The sequence below is a fragment of the Pseudomonas sp. Wu6 genome (assembly GCF_019891515.1).
GTDB classification, from domain to species: Bacteria; Pseudomonadota; Gammaproteobacteria; order Pseudomonadales; family Pseudomonadaceae; genus Aquipseudomonas; species Aquipseudomonas orientalis_A.
Genome location: NZ_JAFLXH010000028.1, coordinates 1 through 17,434 on the forward strand (window position 1 = coordinate 1; position 17,434 = coordinate 17,434).

The following is a 17,434-nucleotide window of genomic DNA, read 5'->3' on the forward strand; positions in this document are numbered from 1 at the left end:
ACAACCGAATCAGGCTCCACAGCTACAACAACTACCTGTCGCCAATAGCCATGGAGCAAAAAGCGGCATAAACACCGTAATCGGTGTCCGGGATTACTTGACCAGTTCAGCTTGCCCCCGATGAGGGACTGTCAGTGAATGCTTCTGCAACTGACCCTCCGCCATCGGGGGCAAGCCCCCTCCCACATTTGAACGCCATGCGTCAGGAGGATTGTATTCAGCCTTGCTTAGCCAACAGTTCCAGGCCTTCATGCAGCGCCGGGAACAGACTGTTGTTGAAGTTGTTCCAGCGCAGTTCGAGGATGGTGTCTTCGGGCGAAATCTCGGTCTTCAAGACGTCGTGGAACACTTCGCCGGAATCAATGCCGTTATCCACATAGTGAAATGACGCGCCGGTGAGGTACAGCGGCGCCGAGGGGGTGGTAGCCCTGGTCGTCCAGTCCACCACGGTCTGCCCACGCGCGCCATACAACGCGTTCCAGGTGGCATAGGCGCCACGGCGTTCGTAAGGCGATTCGATGCGGGTGATACCCGGATGGATGTTCATGATGCGCCGCGCAAACGGTGCGCCTGGGCGTACCAGTTCATCGAGGATCACCAGCAAGCCATCGAGCACCACGATGTCGGCTTTCAACTCGACCAGCACGTCATGCAGGCGCCGTTCGAAATCCTGTTTGCCGGCGATATGCTCAGCGCTGCCCCGAGGCAGGCGACGATAGGTCGACGGTACGCTCAGCAACAGGTCGTTGACCAACTTGCCCTGTACGCTCAGGTCGGCCGGGTACAACCACTGGCCGCCAGGCTTGTAAGCGAAACCATAATCGGCGACCAACGCCTGATCCCGTGGATTCTGCTCATCGTCGTCGTACACCACCCCGACCAGGTTGTAGGCATCGCCCAGCGCGGTGTCGTTGAGCGAGCCCACCAGAAACTCCAGCACCGACTTCATGTAGCGCTCGTGGTCCTTGTAGGCCACCGGCTGCCCGGCCTTGTCGGCGGCGGCATTTCTCAGGGACCAGACATACACCAGGTTCTTTTTCGTCATTGTTTCGCTCTCGCAGAAGGAATACGTACGGCGTGAATACCCGTGCGCCTACCCAACAAGAACGAACCAGCCCTCGCGCAATTTATCCAGCGCCGCCACCGCCCGGCACACCGAGCTAAATAGTCGCGCCGACACTTCGTTTGTCATGGGTAAGGGTCTGTGTGCCCAGCCCCTCTTTTCACTCTCCGGGATGTATTTATGACCGACCCCAAACGCGGCGCCTTCAAAGGCATGCTCGCCCTGCTCCGGCCCTTTCGCATCATTGTGACGGTCTCCGTCGCCCTCGGCATGGTGGGCGGCCTGGCCATTACGTTGCTGCTGGCGACCATCAATAACGCGCTGCACTCGGCGGCAGGCATGACCCAGGGCGTGGTTCTGACCTTTGCGGCACTGTGCGTGGTGGCGCTGTTCAGTTCGATCATTTCCGACATCGGCACCAACTACGTCGGGCAACGGATCATCGCCGCCCTGCGCAAGGACCTGGGCGAGAAGGTGTTATCGGCGCCCATCGGTCAGATCGAACGCTATCGCTCCCACCGCCTGATCCCGGTGCTGACCCACGACGTCGACACCATCAGCGACTTTTCCTTCGCGTTCACGCCGCTGGCCATCGCGGCCACAGTCACCCTCGGGTGCCTGGGCTACCTGGCCTACCTGTCGGTGCCGATGTTCCTGATGATGGTGGTGGCGATCATTATCGGCAGCACCGTGCAGTTCATTGCCGGCGGCAAAGGCATCCAGGGCTTCGACCTGGCGCGCAGCCATGAAGACGAGTTGCAGCGTTACTACAACGCCATTGCGTCCGGCGCCAAGGAACTGCGCATGCACCGACCACGGCGGTTTCGCATGAACACCCACCGCATCCAGGAAACCGCCGACCGCATCAGCGACATCCAGGTGCGCTCGGTCAATATCTACATCCTGGCCAAGACGTTTGGCTCGATGCTGTTCTTCGTGGTCATCGGCCTGGCCCTGGCGATGCAGGCGTACAACCCCAACCCGGACCCGACGGTGATCACCGGCTTCGTGCTGGTGCTGCTGTACATGAAAGGCCCGTTGGAACACCTGCTGGGTTACATGCCCGTGGTCGGCAAGGCCAAGATCGCGTTTGGCCGCATCAGTGAACTGTCGGAGCGTTTTTCGTCCCCGGAACCGCACCTGTTGATGGATGACAGCGAAGCGCCGACACCGGTGGTCAACAGCCTCGAACTGCGCAACGTGAGTTACAGCCCGCCGGCGGTCGAGGGCAGCGAGCCGTTCCACCTGGGGCCGATCAACCTGAGTATCCAGCAAGGCGATATCGTGTTTATCGTCGGCGAAAACGGCAGCGGCAAGACCACCCTGATCAAACTGCTGCTGGGTCTGTACCCGCCCCAGGCCGGCGAGATTCGCCTGAATGGCGAAGCGGTCACCGACCCTGAGCGCGATGACTATCGCCAGTTGTTCACCACGGTGTTTTCCGACTACTACCTGTTCGACGACCTGGTCCAGGGCAGCGCCGCCCAGTCCCTGGACAGCGCCACCCAATACCTGGAACGCCTGGAAATCGCGCACAAGGTCAGCGTCAAGGACGGCGTATTCAGCACCACCGACCTCTCCACCGGCCAGCGCAAGCGCCTGGCCTTGGTCAACGCCTGGCTGGAAGAACGCCCGGTGCTGGTGTTCGACGAATGGGCCGCCGACCAGGACCCGGCCTTCCGCCGGATCTTCTACACCGAGCTGCTGCCGGACCTCAAGCGCCTGGGCAAGACCATCATCGTGATCAGCCACGACGACCGTTATTTCGACATCGCCGACCAACTGGTACGCCTGCGCGCCGGCCAGGTGGTGCACGAAATGGAACCGGCGTGAATTTTATTTTCCGGTTTTTCCAGGTAGGAACGTCTCACTAGTGCTAATGAGAATTAACCTCAATAGATACGATAACTGCCCACTTAAAACCTAGAAGAGAAAGCATCCATGCCAGCACGACTCGGTCTCAGCCCCCTGAGCAAAGCGTTATCCATGCGCAGGGCCCTGAACATGAACCTTCTTCCGAGTGCCCTGGCACTGGCGGTGGCGCTGCCGATGGCGGGCTATGTTCAGGCCCAGGAGATCGAGTTGAACATTCCTGCACAGCCGCTGGGGAGCGCGCTGCAGGAATTTGGCCGCCAGACCAACGTGCAAGTGCTGTACAGCCCTGGCGACGTGCAGGGTAAGAACAGCCGGGCGATCAAGGGCAAGATGCAGCCGCAGCAGGCCATCGATGCGTTGCTGGCAGGCAGCCAGACCACTTACAGCCTCAACGGCAATACCTTGACCGTGGCCGCCGCCAGCGCAGCGGGCGGGCTGGAACTGAGCCCGACCGAGGTCACCGCCAACTACCTGGGCAACATCACCGAAGGCTCGAACTCCTACACCCCGGGCACCATTGCCACCGCCACGCGCCTGACCCTGACACCCCGGCAAACCCCGCAGTCGATCACGGTGGTCACGCGCCAGCACATCGAGGACTTCGGCCTCAACAGCATGGATGACGTGATGCGCCACACCCCCGGCATCACGGTGTCGGCCTATGACAGCGACCGTACCAACTATTATTCCCGGGGTTTCTCGGTCAACAGCTTCCAGTACGACGGCATTCCTTCCACCGTGCGCAACGTCGGTTACTCGGCGGGCAATACCTTGAGCGACATGGCGATCTATGACCGCGTCGAAGTGCTCAAGGGCGCTACCGGCCTGCTCAATGGCGCCGGCTCCCTGGGGGCGACGATCAACCTGATCCGCAAGAAGCCGACAGCGGACTTCAAGGGGCATGTGCAACTGGGCGCCGGTTCCTGGGACAACTACCGCAGTGAAGTTGATGTCAGCGGGCCCCTGACCGACAGCGGCAATGTCCGTGGGCGTGCGGTCGCCGCGTACCAGGACAAGAAGTCGTTCATGGACCACTACTCGCGCAGGACCGAAACCTACTACGGCATTACCGAATTCGACCTGTCTCCCGACACCCTGCTGACCGTGGGCTTCGACTACCAGGACAACGTTCCGCAGGGTTCGAGCTGGTCCGGCTCCTTCCCGCTGGTCAATTCCAACGGCAGCATCAACAAGATGCCGCGCTCCTACAACAACGGCACCACCTGGAGCTCCTGGGAGCAGAACACCCGAACCGCGTTCGCCATGCTCGAACATGACATGGGCAGCGGCTGGGTGACCAAGTTCCAGCTCGACCACAAGATCAACGGCTACCACGCCGACCTCGGTTCGATTCAGTTCGTCCAGCCGGCAGCCGATGGCACTGCCGAAATCAACGGGCAGAAGTACACCGGCGAAACTAAAAGCACCTCCGCCGACCTCTACGCCACCGGGCCTTTCAGCCTGTTCGGGCGCGAACATGAACTGGTAGTGGGCGGCTCGATCGGCACCTCGCGCTGGCAGGGCAAGGGTTACTGGTCGCCGGAATGGCCGGGCGGCAACAAAGTCGATTTCTATAACTGGAACGGCCACCTCGCCAAGCCTATCTACGGCCCGGCCCAGCAGCACATCGATGACACCATCCGCCAGACGGGTTACTACGTGACCACACGCTTGAACGTGATGGATGACCTGAACGTGATCCTCGGCGGGCGCGTGGCCAACTATCACGTCACCGGCAACAACCCTTCCTACAAGGAAACCGGGCGGTTCATTCCTTATGCCGGGGTGATCTACGACCTCAACGACAACTTCTCGGCGTACGCCAGCTACACCGATATTTTCCAGCCTCAGGAAAGTACCTATAAGGACCGCAACGAAAAACTGCTGGAACCGGACGAAGGGCAAAACTACGAGATCGGCCTCAAGGGCGAGTTCTTCGAGGGCCGCCTGAACACCAGCATCGCTTACTTCGAAGTGCATGAGACCAACCGTGCGATCTCCGACGATGCGTACAACAACCAGACGCCAACCCCGCAGAACTATGCATTCAAAGGTTCCAAGGCCGTAACCAAAGGCTACGAAGCGGAAATTTCCGGTGAGTTGAGCCCGGGCTGGCAAGTGCAAGGTGGCTACACCCACAAGATCGCGCGCGATGACGATGACAAGAAGATCTCCACGTTCGAGCCCGAGCATCAGGTCAACCTGAACACCACCTACAAGCTCAAGGGTGACCTGGACAAGTTCACCATCGGCGGCGGCGTGCGCTGGCAGACCAAGGGCTGGAACGAGATCTGGAACGGGCCACTGGAAACCAATCAGGACATCACCCAGGAATCCTACTGGCTGGTGGACTTGATGACCCGCTACCAGGTCACCAAGAACCTGTCGGCGACGGTCAACTTCAACAACATCTTCGACAAGTCCTACTACACCAACGTGGGTTTCTATAACTCCGCCGCCTACGGCGAGCCGCGTAACGTGATGGTCAGCACCCGCTGGGACTTCTGACCGCACGGCGACAAGCTCCACAATCGGCGGAGTAATGGGGATCAAAATGTGGGAGGGGGCTTGCCCCCGATGGCAGTGTGTCAGTCAATACATCTGTTGACTGTGACACCGTAATCGGGGGCAAGCCCCCTCCCACATTGGATACGGGTTACCCCATCGCCTGCGCCAGGCTGCGGATGAACGCGGCGCTGTCGATAATGCCGTCATGGTCAGTCTCGATCATCACCGAACGCTCGATGCGTCCCTGGCTGATCACTGTCGCCATCTGCTGTTCAATCAATTCCCTGAAGCGCCCTGCCCGGCTCATGGACGCCCACCAGCAACTGACTGGCGCCTTGATCGGCTTGAAGTCCGACGCGACCATGCGTTCGCTCAACGCGCGGTCGACGTCCCAGGCAATCTGCGCTTCGTTGCCGTGCAGCAATTGCTCCTTGATGGCGGTAAAGGTTTCGCCCAAGGCCTGCTCAGCCCAGCTCACGAACCCTTGCCATTGACCCATTTCATCCTCGGCATCGCGCTGGCACTGCTCCCAGGCACGCTGTATCGCCTCGGCGAACTCAGGGAACATCACGCCCAGTAACGCCGCGCGGCGCTCGTTGGCCGACACCTCACGATCTTCCCCCACGTCTACCGCATCCCAGTAAGGCTTGACCCACTGCGGCGGCGCGGCGTCGATCCACCCCACAAACTCCACCTCACGCCCCGCCTGTTCCAGGCCGTGCGCCACTTCCATCGCCAGGTTGCCGCCCAACGACCAACCTGCCAGGCGGAACGCCCCGTGGGGCTGGGCCATCAGCAATTGTGTGGTGTAATCCTCGACCATCACTTGCCAGTGCGGCACCGCAGCGCCCTCCTCGGCCAATGCTCGGCACATCACCCCGAATACCGGGCGCTGCTCGCGCAGTGCCAGGGCAATCGCGGTGTAGCAATGCACCGAGCCAAAGCTTGGGTGGAACAGGAACAACGGCGTGCCTTCGGTCTGCTGGTTGAGCCTGACGATCAACGACGTTCGGTTATCGCCCTGCAAGCAGCTGACCTGCCCGGCCACAGTTGGATTGAGCATCAACTGGCTGACCGACAAATTCACGCCGCTGGCCTTGCGGATGCGCTCCTTGAGCATCAGTACCCGCAACGAATGGCCACCCAGTTCGAAGAAATTGTCGTGCAGCCCCACGCGTTCCACGTCCAGCACCTCGCTCCAGATCGCCGCGACCTGCTGCTCTATTTCGCTGCGGGGTGCCTGGTACTGCCCGGTGCCGTGGGCCTCTGGCTTGGGTAATGCCCTGCGATCCAGCTTGCCGTTCGGGCTCAGCGGCATCTGCGCCAATACCACCCACTGCGCCGGCACCATATAGTCCGGCAACTGCGCGGCCAGGTGCGCAACCAACGCGGCTTTCCAATCGTCCTGCGGCTGTTGCAGCACCAGGTAACCCACCAGGTGGGTGCCGTCGACCGCGAGCACTGCCGCTTCACGGATGCTGCTGTGTTTCAGCAGGCGCGCTTCGATCTCACCCAGCTCGATGCGCAGCCCGCGCAGTTTGACCTGATGGTCGATGCGCCCGGCGTACTCAAGCACGCCATCGTCGCGATAACGTGCCAGGTCGCCGGTGCGATACAGGCGCGTGCCGCTGCCGAACGGATCGGTGACAAAACGCTCGGCGGTCAGCGCGGGACGACGGTGATAACCCCGCGCCAGCCCGACCCCACCCAGATACAACTCACCCAACACACCGACCGGCGCCGGTTCCAGGTTGGCGTCCAGCACATAGCACGAAAGATTGGCGATTGGCCGGCCGATCGGCACGGCGTCGCGGCCCTCTTCGACGCAGGTCCAGTGGGTCACGTCGATTGCCGCTTCGGTGGGGCCATACAAATTGTACAACCCAGCGCCGGGTAGCTTGGCGAAGACCTGCTGCTGGGCGTCGGCGGGCAGCGCTTCGCCACTGCAGACAATGCGTTGCAGGCTGTGGCACGAGGCCACCTCTGCGTCTTGCAGGAAGGCTTGCAGCATGGACGGCACGAAATGCAGCGTGGTGATCTGGTGCGCGTTGATCAGGCTGACCAGCCGCGCCGGGTCACGATGGTCGCCCGGTGCGGCCACCACCAGGCGTGCGCCGGTCATCAATGGCCAGAAGAACTCCCACACCGACACGTCAAAGCTGAACGGCGTTTTCTGCAGCACGCTGTCACGGGCCTCGAGGCCATACGCCTGCTGCATCCAGCACAGCCGGTTGGTCAGTGCACGATGGCGGTTGCCGGCGCCCTTGGGCTGGCCGGTGGAGCCGGAGGTGTAGATCACATAGGCGAGGTTTTCGCCGTGCACGGCGACGTTCGGGTTGTGGACGCTGAAGGCGTCCGGCGAGGCGTCGCCGCTTTCCAGCACCAGGCATTGCACGCCGGCTGGCACCGGCAGTTGCGCCTGCAGATGGGCCTGGGTCAACAGCAGTTGCACAGCGCTGTCCTGCAGCATGTAGGCCAGTCGCTCACGCGGGTATTCCGGGTCCAGCGGCACGTAGGCACCGCCCGCCTTGAGCACCGCCAACAGGCCCACGACCATTTCGATCGAGCGCTCCAGCGCCAGCCCCACCAGTACGTCCGGGCCGACGCCGGCAGCGATCAGGCGATGGGCCAGGCGGTTGGCCCGGGCGTTCAATTCGGCGTAGCTCAAGGTGTGCCCGGCAAACAGCAGCGCCGGGGCCTGCGGCGTGCGATGCACTTGCGCCTCGATCAACTGATGCACCGCTTGATCCAGAGGATATTCCACCGCAGTGGCGTTCCATGTCTGCACCAGCGTTGCGCGCTCGGCGGCGGCCAGGGTTGGCAATGCGCCCAGGGGTTGGGAAGCATCGTCTGCCAATGCCATGAGTAATTGCTGGAAGTGCTCGGCCAGGCGCTGGATGTGCGCTGCGCTGAAGGCCTTGCGGTCGTAGTTGAACTCCACGCCCAGGCTGTCGCCTATCGCCAGCAGGACCGTCAATGGGTAGTGGGTCTGCTCCAGGCTTTGCACCGCGCCAAAGCGCAGCCCCGACGGCGCGCCCTGCTCCAGGGCCTCGGACACCGGGTAGTTTTCGAAGACCAGGATACTGTCGAACAGCGCTTCGCCACCCAGCCCGGCCCAGCGCTGGATCTCGAACAACGGTGTGTGTTCCTGCTCACGCAAGCTCAGGTTCTGCTGCTGGACCTGCTGCAGCCACTGACTGACCGACATCTGTGCATCCGGGGTCGCCACCACCGGCAAGGTGTTGATGAACAGGCCGACCTGCTGTTCAATCCCGCGCAATTGCGCCGGACGCCCTGCCACTGTAGCGCCGAACGCCACGGTGGCGTGCCCGGTGTGGTGCTGCAGCAGCAACAGCCAGGCGCTTTGCACCAAGGTGTTGAGGGTGACTTTGTTGCGCTGGACGAACGCTTTGAGACGCTCGGTCTGCGGCGCGTCAAGACTCAGGCGATGCTCACCGTTAATCGCCAGGGCCGTGTCGTCCTGCACCTGTGCGCCACGCGCCAGGCGCGTAGGTTCCTGCAAGTTGATCAACTGGTCTTTCCAGAACGCCTGGCTGAGTGCCTTGTCCTGGGCGTGCAGCCAGGCAATGTAATCGCGATAACGCCCGGTCGGCACCGGCAATGGTTCACCTGCATAGTGTTGCAGGACTTCGCCAAACAACTGCGAACCGCTCCAGCCGTCCATCAGGATATGGTGATTGGTGTAGATCAAGTGATAGCTCGACCCACCGGTGCGCACTACCGTCAGGCTCAACAGCGGCGCCTGTTCCAGCACAAAGCCCTGGGCCCGCGCCGACTCGGCCAGGCTGTCGAGGGATAAGGCAGCATCGTCGCGCGCTTGCCAGTCCAGCTCGACAAACGGCAGGCGAACCTGCTTGTAGACCACCTGCAAGGGCTGCTCCAGCTCGGCCTGCCAGACAAAACCGCTGCGCAGGATCTCATGACGCTCGACCGCCGCCTGCCACGCTTGGTGGAAGCGCGGTACATCCAGGCCGTGCACGTCGATGCGCATCTGGTTGATGTAGTCACCCGAGCCTTCGCCGTACAGCGACTGGAACAGCATGCCCTGCTGCATCGGTGACAGCGGGTACAGGTCTTCGACCTCGGCGGCGTTCAGCGCCAGGTCATCGAGCTGCTGCTGGGTCAGGTTCGCCAGGGGGAAGTCGGACGGCGTCACGCCCCGGTTGGCCGGCTCGCAGCAGTGGTCGATCAGGGCCTTGAGTTCCCGTGCGTATTCATCGGCCAGTTGCTGGACAGTCGCTTGCGCGAACATCGCCTGGCTGAAACTCCAATTGAGCCTCAACTCGCCGCCATACACCTGGCCGTTGATTTCCAGCCAGTTACCCAACGGCGCCTCCGGGCTTTGCTCGGCACCGCTGGCGTCGCCGGAAGGCGTAAACAGCCCTGGCCGCTCGGCGCTGTCGAAGCTGACGTCGAACTGTCCCAGGTAGTTGAACGTGATGCGCGGGCGTGGCAACGCGGCCAAGGCCTGCCGGGCCTCGGCATCGCCCAGGTAACGCAGGGCGCCAAAGCCCAGGCCCTTGTCGGGGACGGCGCGCAGTTGTTCCTTGATCTGTTTGAGGGAGCTGGCCAGGGTGGTGGCCGGCAGCAATTTCAACGGGTAAAGGCTGGTGAACCATCCGACGGTGCGGGTCAGGTCGATCTCGTCGAACAGGTCTTCGCGGCCGTGGCCTTCGAGCCTGATCAACATCGACTCATCACCGGTCCAGCGCGTGATCACACGGGCCAGGGCGGTCAGCAACAGGTCGTTGATCTGGGTGCGATAGGCACTCGGCGCGTCCTGCAGCAAGCGACGGGTGTAGACCGGGTCCAGCTGCGTACTCACACTCAGCGCCAGGTGGTTGCTCAGGCTGGCCTGCGGGTCGGCGCCCGGCAAGCCGGACGGACTGCCGTGCAGTTGCGCCTGCCACCAGACCAGTTCGTGTTGCAGTGCCTCACTGCGCGCATACGTCTGCAGGCGTTCAGCCCAGGCGCGGGTGGCGCTGGTCTTGGCCGGCAGTTGCACGGCGGCGCCCTGGGCCAGTTGCTGATAGGTGCTTTGCAAATCTTCGAGCAGGATGCGCCAAGACACGCCGTCAACCACCAGGTGATGGATGACCAGCAACAATCGCTGGGACCCGTCGGCCAGTTGCGCCAGCACCGCACGCAACAAGGGCCCCGCCTCCAGGTCGAGGCTGCGCTGGGCTTCTTCGCCCAGGGCGTCAAGTTCCTCGACTGTATTCAAGGTGGTCTGCCACAGCACCTGGTCGGCCTGGTGCAGGTGCGGCCCACGGTACGCCGCACTCCAGCCCGCCGGCCCCTGCACAAATGTGCTGCGCAAGGCATCGTGGTGCACGATCAGCGCCTCAAGCGCGGCCACCAGCAGCGGCACCTGCAAGGGCTGGTGCGGTTGCAGCACCACCGATTGGTTCCAGTGGTGACGCTGGGGGATGTCATCGGCAAAAAACGCCTGCTGCACCGGCAACAGCAGCAGCTCGCCGCTCAGTGCCGACTGATCCAGCAGCACTGCGCCCTCGCCTTCCCGGGCGACTGCCGCCAGGCTCTGCACGGTCTGGTGCTGGAACAGGTCCTTGGGCGAAAAGCGCACGCCGACCTGACGCGCCCGGCTGACCACCTGGATCGACATGATCGAGTCGCCGCCCAGCTCAAAGAAGTTGTCATGCAAGCCCACTTGCGGCAGGCGCAGCACGTCGCACCAGATCGCGGCGATCTTGCGCTCCAGTTCGCTCTGGGGCGCTACATACACCTGCTGCATCAGGCTTACATCCGGCAGCGGCAGGCCCTTGCGGTCGAGCTTGCCGTTGGGGGTCAGCGGCATGCGTTCGAGGAACATCAGGTGGGTAGGCACCATGTAGTCCGGCAAACGGGTTTTCAAGGCGCGACGCAGGGTTTCGCGGCCGTTGGCCTGGGCGACGGCATCGTCGAGCAGGGCCGGATCAAGCGGCACCACGTAGGCCACCAACTGCTTGCCGGTCGGACCTTCCTGGGCCACCACCACGGTTTCGCCGACGCTGTCCTGTTCGCGCAGGCGCGCTTCGATTTCACCCAGTTCGATACGGAAACCACGGATCTTGACCTGATGGTCGACGCGACCCAGGTAATCCACCACACCGTCCGGACGCCCACGGGTCAGGTCGCCGCTGCGATACACGCGGCTGCCGGGCTTGCCGAACGGGTCCGGCACAAAGCGTTCGGCGGTCAACGCCGGACGCTCCAGGTAACCCCGGGCCACGCCCTCGCCGCCCAGGTACAACTCACCGGCCACGCCGATGGGTTGCAGGTTGAGCTGCGCGTCCAGCACGTAGCCGCTGCGGTTGCCGAGCAAAGTGCCGATGGGCGCGTAGACGGCGCCGCACGGGTCACCCTTGCGCGCCTTCCACAGCAGCGGCGTGACCACGGTTTCGGTGGGGCCGTAGCCGTTGAACAGGTAGGTCGGCTTCAGCGCGCGCCAGGCCAGGTCGTAGCTGGCCTGGGCCACCGCATCACCGCCGAAGCAGTACACCCGAACGGCTGGAGGGTTGCCGTCGCGTTCGGCGTGTTCGGCCAGTTGCTGCAGGTACACCGGTGGGAACACCGCCATGGTCACGTTGTGCCGGTGCATCTGTTCATAGGTGTATTCCGGCAACCATAGGCTGTCGTCGCGGATCAGCACGCTGGCGCCATTGATCAGCGGGTGCATCCAACCCTCGTGGGAACCGTCGAAGGCGAACGACATGAAGTGCAACTCGCAATCGGCCGGGCGGGTTTCATAGCGCTCACCGGTGGCGATGATGTGCGCCACCAGTGGCCCGTGGGACACCGCCACGCCCTTGGGCATGCCGGTGGAGCCGGAGGTGTAGATCACGTAGGCGAGGTTATCGCCGTCGAGGGCGACGTTCGGCGCCGCATGATTGTCGTCGGACCAGTCCTGCAGCTGATCCACTGCCAGGGCTTGCAGGCCTTGCGGAATCGGGAGGCGCTGTTGCACGGTCGAGTGGGTCAGCAGCAACCGCGAGCGGCTGTCCTGCATCATGTACAGCAGGCGATCACGCGGGTATTCGATATCCAGCGGCACGTACACGCCACCGGCCTTCAACACCGCGAGGAACGCCACCATGATCTCGGCACTGCGCGGCATGGCAATCGCCACGCGCACTTCCGGGCCGACGCCACGGGCGATCAGCGCGTGGGCCAGGCGGTTGGCCTGGCGATCCAGCTCGCCGTAAGTGAGCTGCTCGTCGGCGAACTTCACCGCCACCGCATCCGGGGTTTCCCGGGCACGGTCGGCCACCAGTTCATGCACCAAACGCTGGGCCGAGAAACCGGAGGCGCTGCGGTCCCACAGTTGCAGGATGTGTTGCTGCTCGGCGGCGTCCAGCAGGTTCAACTGGCCCAGCGGTTGCCGAGGGTTGGCGACCATGCCCTGCAGCAGGTTCTGCCAGTGGCGCGTCATGCGTTGCACGGTGCCGGCTTCGAACAGGTCCTGGGCATAACCCAGGGTGGCCCAGATGCCTTCGGTGGACTCCTGAATGTCCAGGTCGAGGTCGAAATGCGCGGTCTTGCTTTGCCATTCCAGCCCTTGGACCAGCAGGTGCGGCAGGTGCTGCTGGACCTGGGCCTGGCCGACGTCGGTCTGGTGGTTGAACATCACCTGGAACAGCGGATTGTGGCTCAGGCTGCGTTCCGGTTGCAGGGCTTCCACCAACTGTTCGAACGGCAGGTCCTGATGGGCCTGGGCCTCAAGCGCGCGTTGCCTGGTTTGTTGCAGCAACTGCTCGACGCTCATCTGGCCGTGCAGGTCCGCCTTGAGGACCTGGGTATTGACTAAGAAGCCGATCAGCCGCTCGGTTTCGCTGCGGTTGCGGTTGGCGATGGGCACGCCGACGCGGATTTCTTCCTGGCCGCTGTAGCGGTGCAGCAGGGTCTGGAACGACGCCAGCAGCAACATGAACAGGGTCACGCCCTGTTGCCGGGCCAAGGCCTTGAGCTGTTGGCTCAGCTCGGGGTCCAGCTCGAAAGCCAGGCGTGCGCCGCGATGGCTTTGCACGGCGGGACGCGGGTGGTCGAACGGCAACTCCAGCACACTTTGCTCGCCGCCGAGCATTTCGCGCCAGTACGCCAGCTGACGGTTCTTCTCGCCCGCCTCCATCCAATTGCGCTGCCACACGGCATAGTCGGCATATTGGATCGGCAACGCCGGCAGCTGCACTTCCTCGCCCTGGCTGTAGCCCGCATAGAGCTGCACCAGTTCTTCGACCATCACCTGCATCGACCAGCCATCGGAGACGATGTGGTGCTGCACCAGCACCAGCACATGCTCACCAGCAGCCACGCGCAGCAGCGACACACGCAGCAACGGGCCGTGTTCCAGGTCGAACGGCTGCGCGATCTGCGCCTCGACCTGCGCCTGGAGTTCAGCCTCGTCGACATCGGCGTGAGCGATCTGCAGCGACGCCGATGGCGCGATCACTTGCACTGCACGCTCATGCTCCTGGCGCAGGCAGGTGCGCAGGCTTTCATGCCGGGCCAGCAACGCATCGAAACTGCGCTGCAACGCGCCCAGGTCCAGTTGCCCTTTCAGGCGCAACGCACTGGGAATGTGGTAGGCGGCGCTGTGCGGCTCCAATTGCCAGAGAAACCACTGACGCTCCTGGGCATACGACAGCGGCAAGGCGTGCTCGCGCCCGACCGGCAGCAACGGCGGTGCGCTGGGCGCCAGGCTGTCCTGGGCCTGCAGTGCCGCAACAAATGCATCCAGCCGTGGGTGCTCGAACAAGGCCTTGAGCGGCACCTCGCGCTGCAGCGTCTGGCGAATGCGCGACACCACTTGCATCGCCAGCAGCGAATGCCCGCCCAGTTCGAAGAAGTGCTGGTTCAAACCGACGTTGTCGGTGCCGAGAATATCGGCCCAGATCGCAGCGATCTGCTGTTGCAACGCGGTGACCGGCGCCTGCCAGTCCTGGAGCGCCGTGCTGGCGTCCGGTTTGGGCAGTGCCTGGCGGTCCAGCTTACCGTTGGGGTTGAGCGGCATGCGCTCGAGGAAGATCAGGTGCGCCGGCACCATGTAGTCCGGCAGCTGTTCGCGCAGGGTGTTCATCAAGCGTTCGGCTTCACTCGACGGTTGCGCGGGCACCAGGTAGGCCAGCAGTTGGTTGTCGACAGCCAGCACCAGCGCTTCGCGCACGCCGTCCTGGGCCAACAGCACGGTTTCGATCTCGCCCAGTTCGATGCGGAAGCCGCGCACTTTCACTTGATGGTCGACCCGCCCGACATACTCCACCACCCCGTCGGCGCGATAACGCGCCAGGTCGCCGCTGCGATAAAGCCGCTCGCCGCAGGCACTGAACGGGTTGGCGACAAAACGCTCGGCGGTCAGGCTCGGGCGCCGCAGATAAGCGCTGGCCAGGCCGCTGGCGCTGGCGATGTAGAGTTCGCCTACGGCACCGACAGGCAGCAGATTCAGGTCGCGATCCAACACATACAGCCCACGCCCGGGTAGCGCGCGGCCGATGGGGCTGGCGGTGACGCCGCTGATTACGTCGGGGTCGGTGCAGTCCAGCACGCTGGAGACCACGGTGGCCTCGGTCGGCCCGTAGGTATTGAGCAGCCGCACATGGCCCAGGCCCGCCCGTTGCCACAACAATGGACCGTCGAGGGGCATGGCTTCGCCGCCGATATGCATCTGGCGCAACGCCCCGTAAGGCCGCGCACCCGCCGCCAGGCAATCCTGCAAGAACAGTTTCCAGTAGGCGGTCGGCAAGTCGGCCAAGGTGATGCCCTGCTCGATGATCTGCCGATACAACTCGGCACCGTCCCACAGTTGCGGGCCACGCAGCACCACCGTGGCACCGAGGGTCAGGGCCGGGTACAACTGCTCGACGAAGCCGTCAAAATTCAGGGTAGCGAACTGCAATACCCGGTCTTGCGCGACCAGTTGCGAATAGTCGGCGGCGATGCAGGCGAACTCACTCAATGCGCCATGGCTGATGGCCACGCCCTTGGGTTTGCCGGTGGAACCCGAGGTGTAGATCACGTAGGCCAGGCTGTGCGGTTCGAAAACAGCCGGTGGATTGTGCTCATCACACAGCGCCAACTGCGCCTGGACCAGGTCGATTTCCACGGCCACCGCGTGCGCCGGCAATGGCAGGCGATCGCGCAGGTGCGACTGGGTCAGCACCAGGCGCACATCGCTGTCCTCGAGCATGTGCACCAGACGCTCGCGGGGGTACTCAGGGTCCAGCGGCACATAGGCCGCGCCGGTCTTGAGCACCGCCAGCAAGCTGACCACCATGGCGAAGGAGCGCTCCACGGCGATCCCGACCAAGGCTTGGGAGCCGATACCCTGGGCGATCAAGTAGTGCGCCAGGCGGTTGGCCTGGCGGTTCAGTTCGCCATAGCTGAGGGCCTGGTCGTCCAGGGCCAGGGCCTGACGTTCAGGCTGCGCGGCGGCCTGGTCTTCGAACAGCAGATGTACGCCTTGCAATTGCCGGGCGCAGGCCGGAGCGTTCCAGTCCTGAAGCATGCGTTGCTGCTCGGTAGCATCCAGCAGCGAAAGCTCGGCCAGACGCCTGCGCGGATCGCTGACGACCGTCTGCAGCAACTGCTGCCAGTGCTGCGCCAGGCGCTCGATGGTCGCTGAGTCGAACAAATCGGTGGCGTAATTCAACGCCGCCCACAGCCCTTCGGCCGACTCATGGGTATCCAGGCTCAGGTCGAAATGCGTGGTCTGGCTGTCCCAGTCCAGCTCCACCACGCGCAGGCCAGGCAGTTGCTGGCCGTCGCGCCCGCCCTGGGCGTCGGTCTGATGGTTGAACATCACCTGGAACAATGGGTTGTGGCTCAGGCTGCGCTCAGGCGAGAGCGCCATCACCAATTGCTCGAACGGCAGGTCCTGGTGGGCCTGGGCTTCCAGGGCGCGGCGCTTGGTCTGTTGCAGCAACTCGACAAAGCTCATCTGCCCGTCCAGGTCAGCCTTGAGCACTTGGGTGTTGACGAAAAACCCGATCAGCCCCTCGGTTTCGACGCGGTTGCGGTTGGCAATCGGCACGCCGACGCGGATATCCGACTGCCCGCTGTAGCGGTACAACAAGGTCTGGAAGGACGCGAGCAGCAGCATGAATGGGGTGATGCCTTCTTGCTGCGCCAGGCGCTTGAGACCGGCGACCAGTTCGGGCTGTAGATGCAGCTCCAGGCTCGCGCCGCGATGGCTTTGCTGCGCCGGGCGCGGACGGTCCAGCGGCAGTTCCAGCACCGGCTGTTCACCGCCCAGCAGCGCCTGCCAATAAGCCAGTTGCCGCGCCCGCTCTCCCGCTTCCATCCAGCCGCGCTGCCACAGGGCGTAGTCGGCGTACTGAATCGGCAGCTGCGGCAGTTGCAGGTCCTGGCCCAGGCTGTAGGCGGCATACAACTGCACCAGCTCCTGCACCATCACCTGCATTGACCAGCCGTCGGAGACGATGTGGTGCTGCACCATTACCAGCACATGGTCATCTTCAGCCAGTTGCAGCAAGGTCACGCGCAGCAGCGGAGCCTGGTGCAAATCGAACGGCCGCGCCACCTCCGCTTCCACCCGTGCCATCAACTGCGCTTCGTCGATCTGCGCGTGTTGAATCTCGACCCGGGCCTGGGGCAGCACAGCCTGCCACAAGTGCTCGCCCTCCTCGACCAGTTGGGTGCGCAGGCTCTCGTGTCGGGCCAGCAGGCTGTCGAAGCTGCGCTGCAGTGCCGCCAGGTCCAAGCGACCGTGCAGGCGCAAGGCGCCGGGGATGTGGTAAGTGGCGCTGCCGGGGTCCAACTGCCAGAGAAACCACTGGCGCTCCTGGGCATAGGACAGCGGCAGGCGTTGGCCGTCCTCACGGATTGCAGCAATCGGCAGTTGAGCGAAACTCATGCCCCGGCTTTGCAGACGCTGATAAAACTGCTGGCGCTGTTCCAGAGGCAAGCGAAGAAAGCGCGACACCAGGTCGATGTTAGGGTTGGAAAGCATGG

Annotated in this window: 4 protein-coding genes; 2 read left to right on the top strand and 2 right to left on the bottom strand. The window is 63.4% G+C overall.

Annotation, left to right across the window (positions count from 1 at the left end; genetic code table 11):
- Nucleotides 1-217: 217 nt before the first annotated feature.
- Entirely contained in the window at nucleotides 218-1,045 is an 828-nt protein-coding gene (locus J1G34_RS18850) for a N(5)-hydroxyornithine transformylase PvdF (RefSeq protein ID WP_065893101.1), read from the bottom strand.
- Nucleotides 1,046-1,243: 198 nt separating this feature from the next.
- On the opposite strand from J1G34_RS18850, the gene J1G34_RS18855 reads away from it, so the two are divergent.
- Complete coding sequence (locus J1G34_RS18855) at nucleotides 1,244-2,896, top strand: cyclic peptide export ABC transporter (RefSeq protein ID WP_065897793.1); 1,653 nt, start codon at nucleotides 1,244-1,246, stop codon at nucleotides 2,894-2,896.
- Between the two features lie 108 nt (nucleotides 2,897-3,004).
- Nucleotides 3,005-5,446: a TonB-dependent siderophore receptor gene (locus tag J1G34_RS18860; RefSeq protein ID WP_083203285.1), complete on the top strand. Its 2,442-nt coding sequence runs from the start codon at nucleotides 3,005-3,007 to the stop codon at nucleotides 5,444-5,446.
- A 148-nt stretch (nucleotides 5,447-5,594) separates the two neighbouring features.
- Here J1G34_RS18860 and J1G34_RS18865 read toward each other — a convergent pair whose 3' ends face one another.
- The gene (locus J1G34_RS18865) at nucleotides 5,595-17,432 is read right to left on the bottom strand and encodes a non-ribosomal peptide synthase/polyketide synthase (protein ID WP_222994477.1); all 11,838 of its coding nucleotides are present in this window, start codon (nucleotides 17,430-17,432) and stop codon (nucleotides 5,595-5,597) included.
- Nucleotides 17,433-17,434 lie beyond the last annotated feature (2 nt).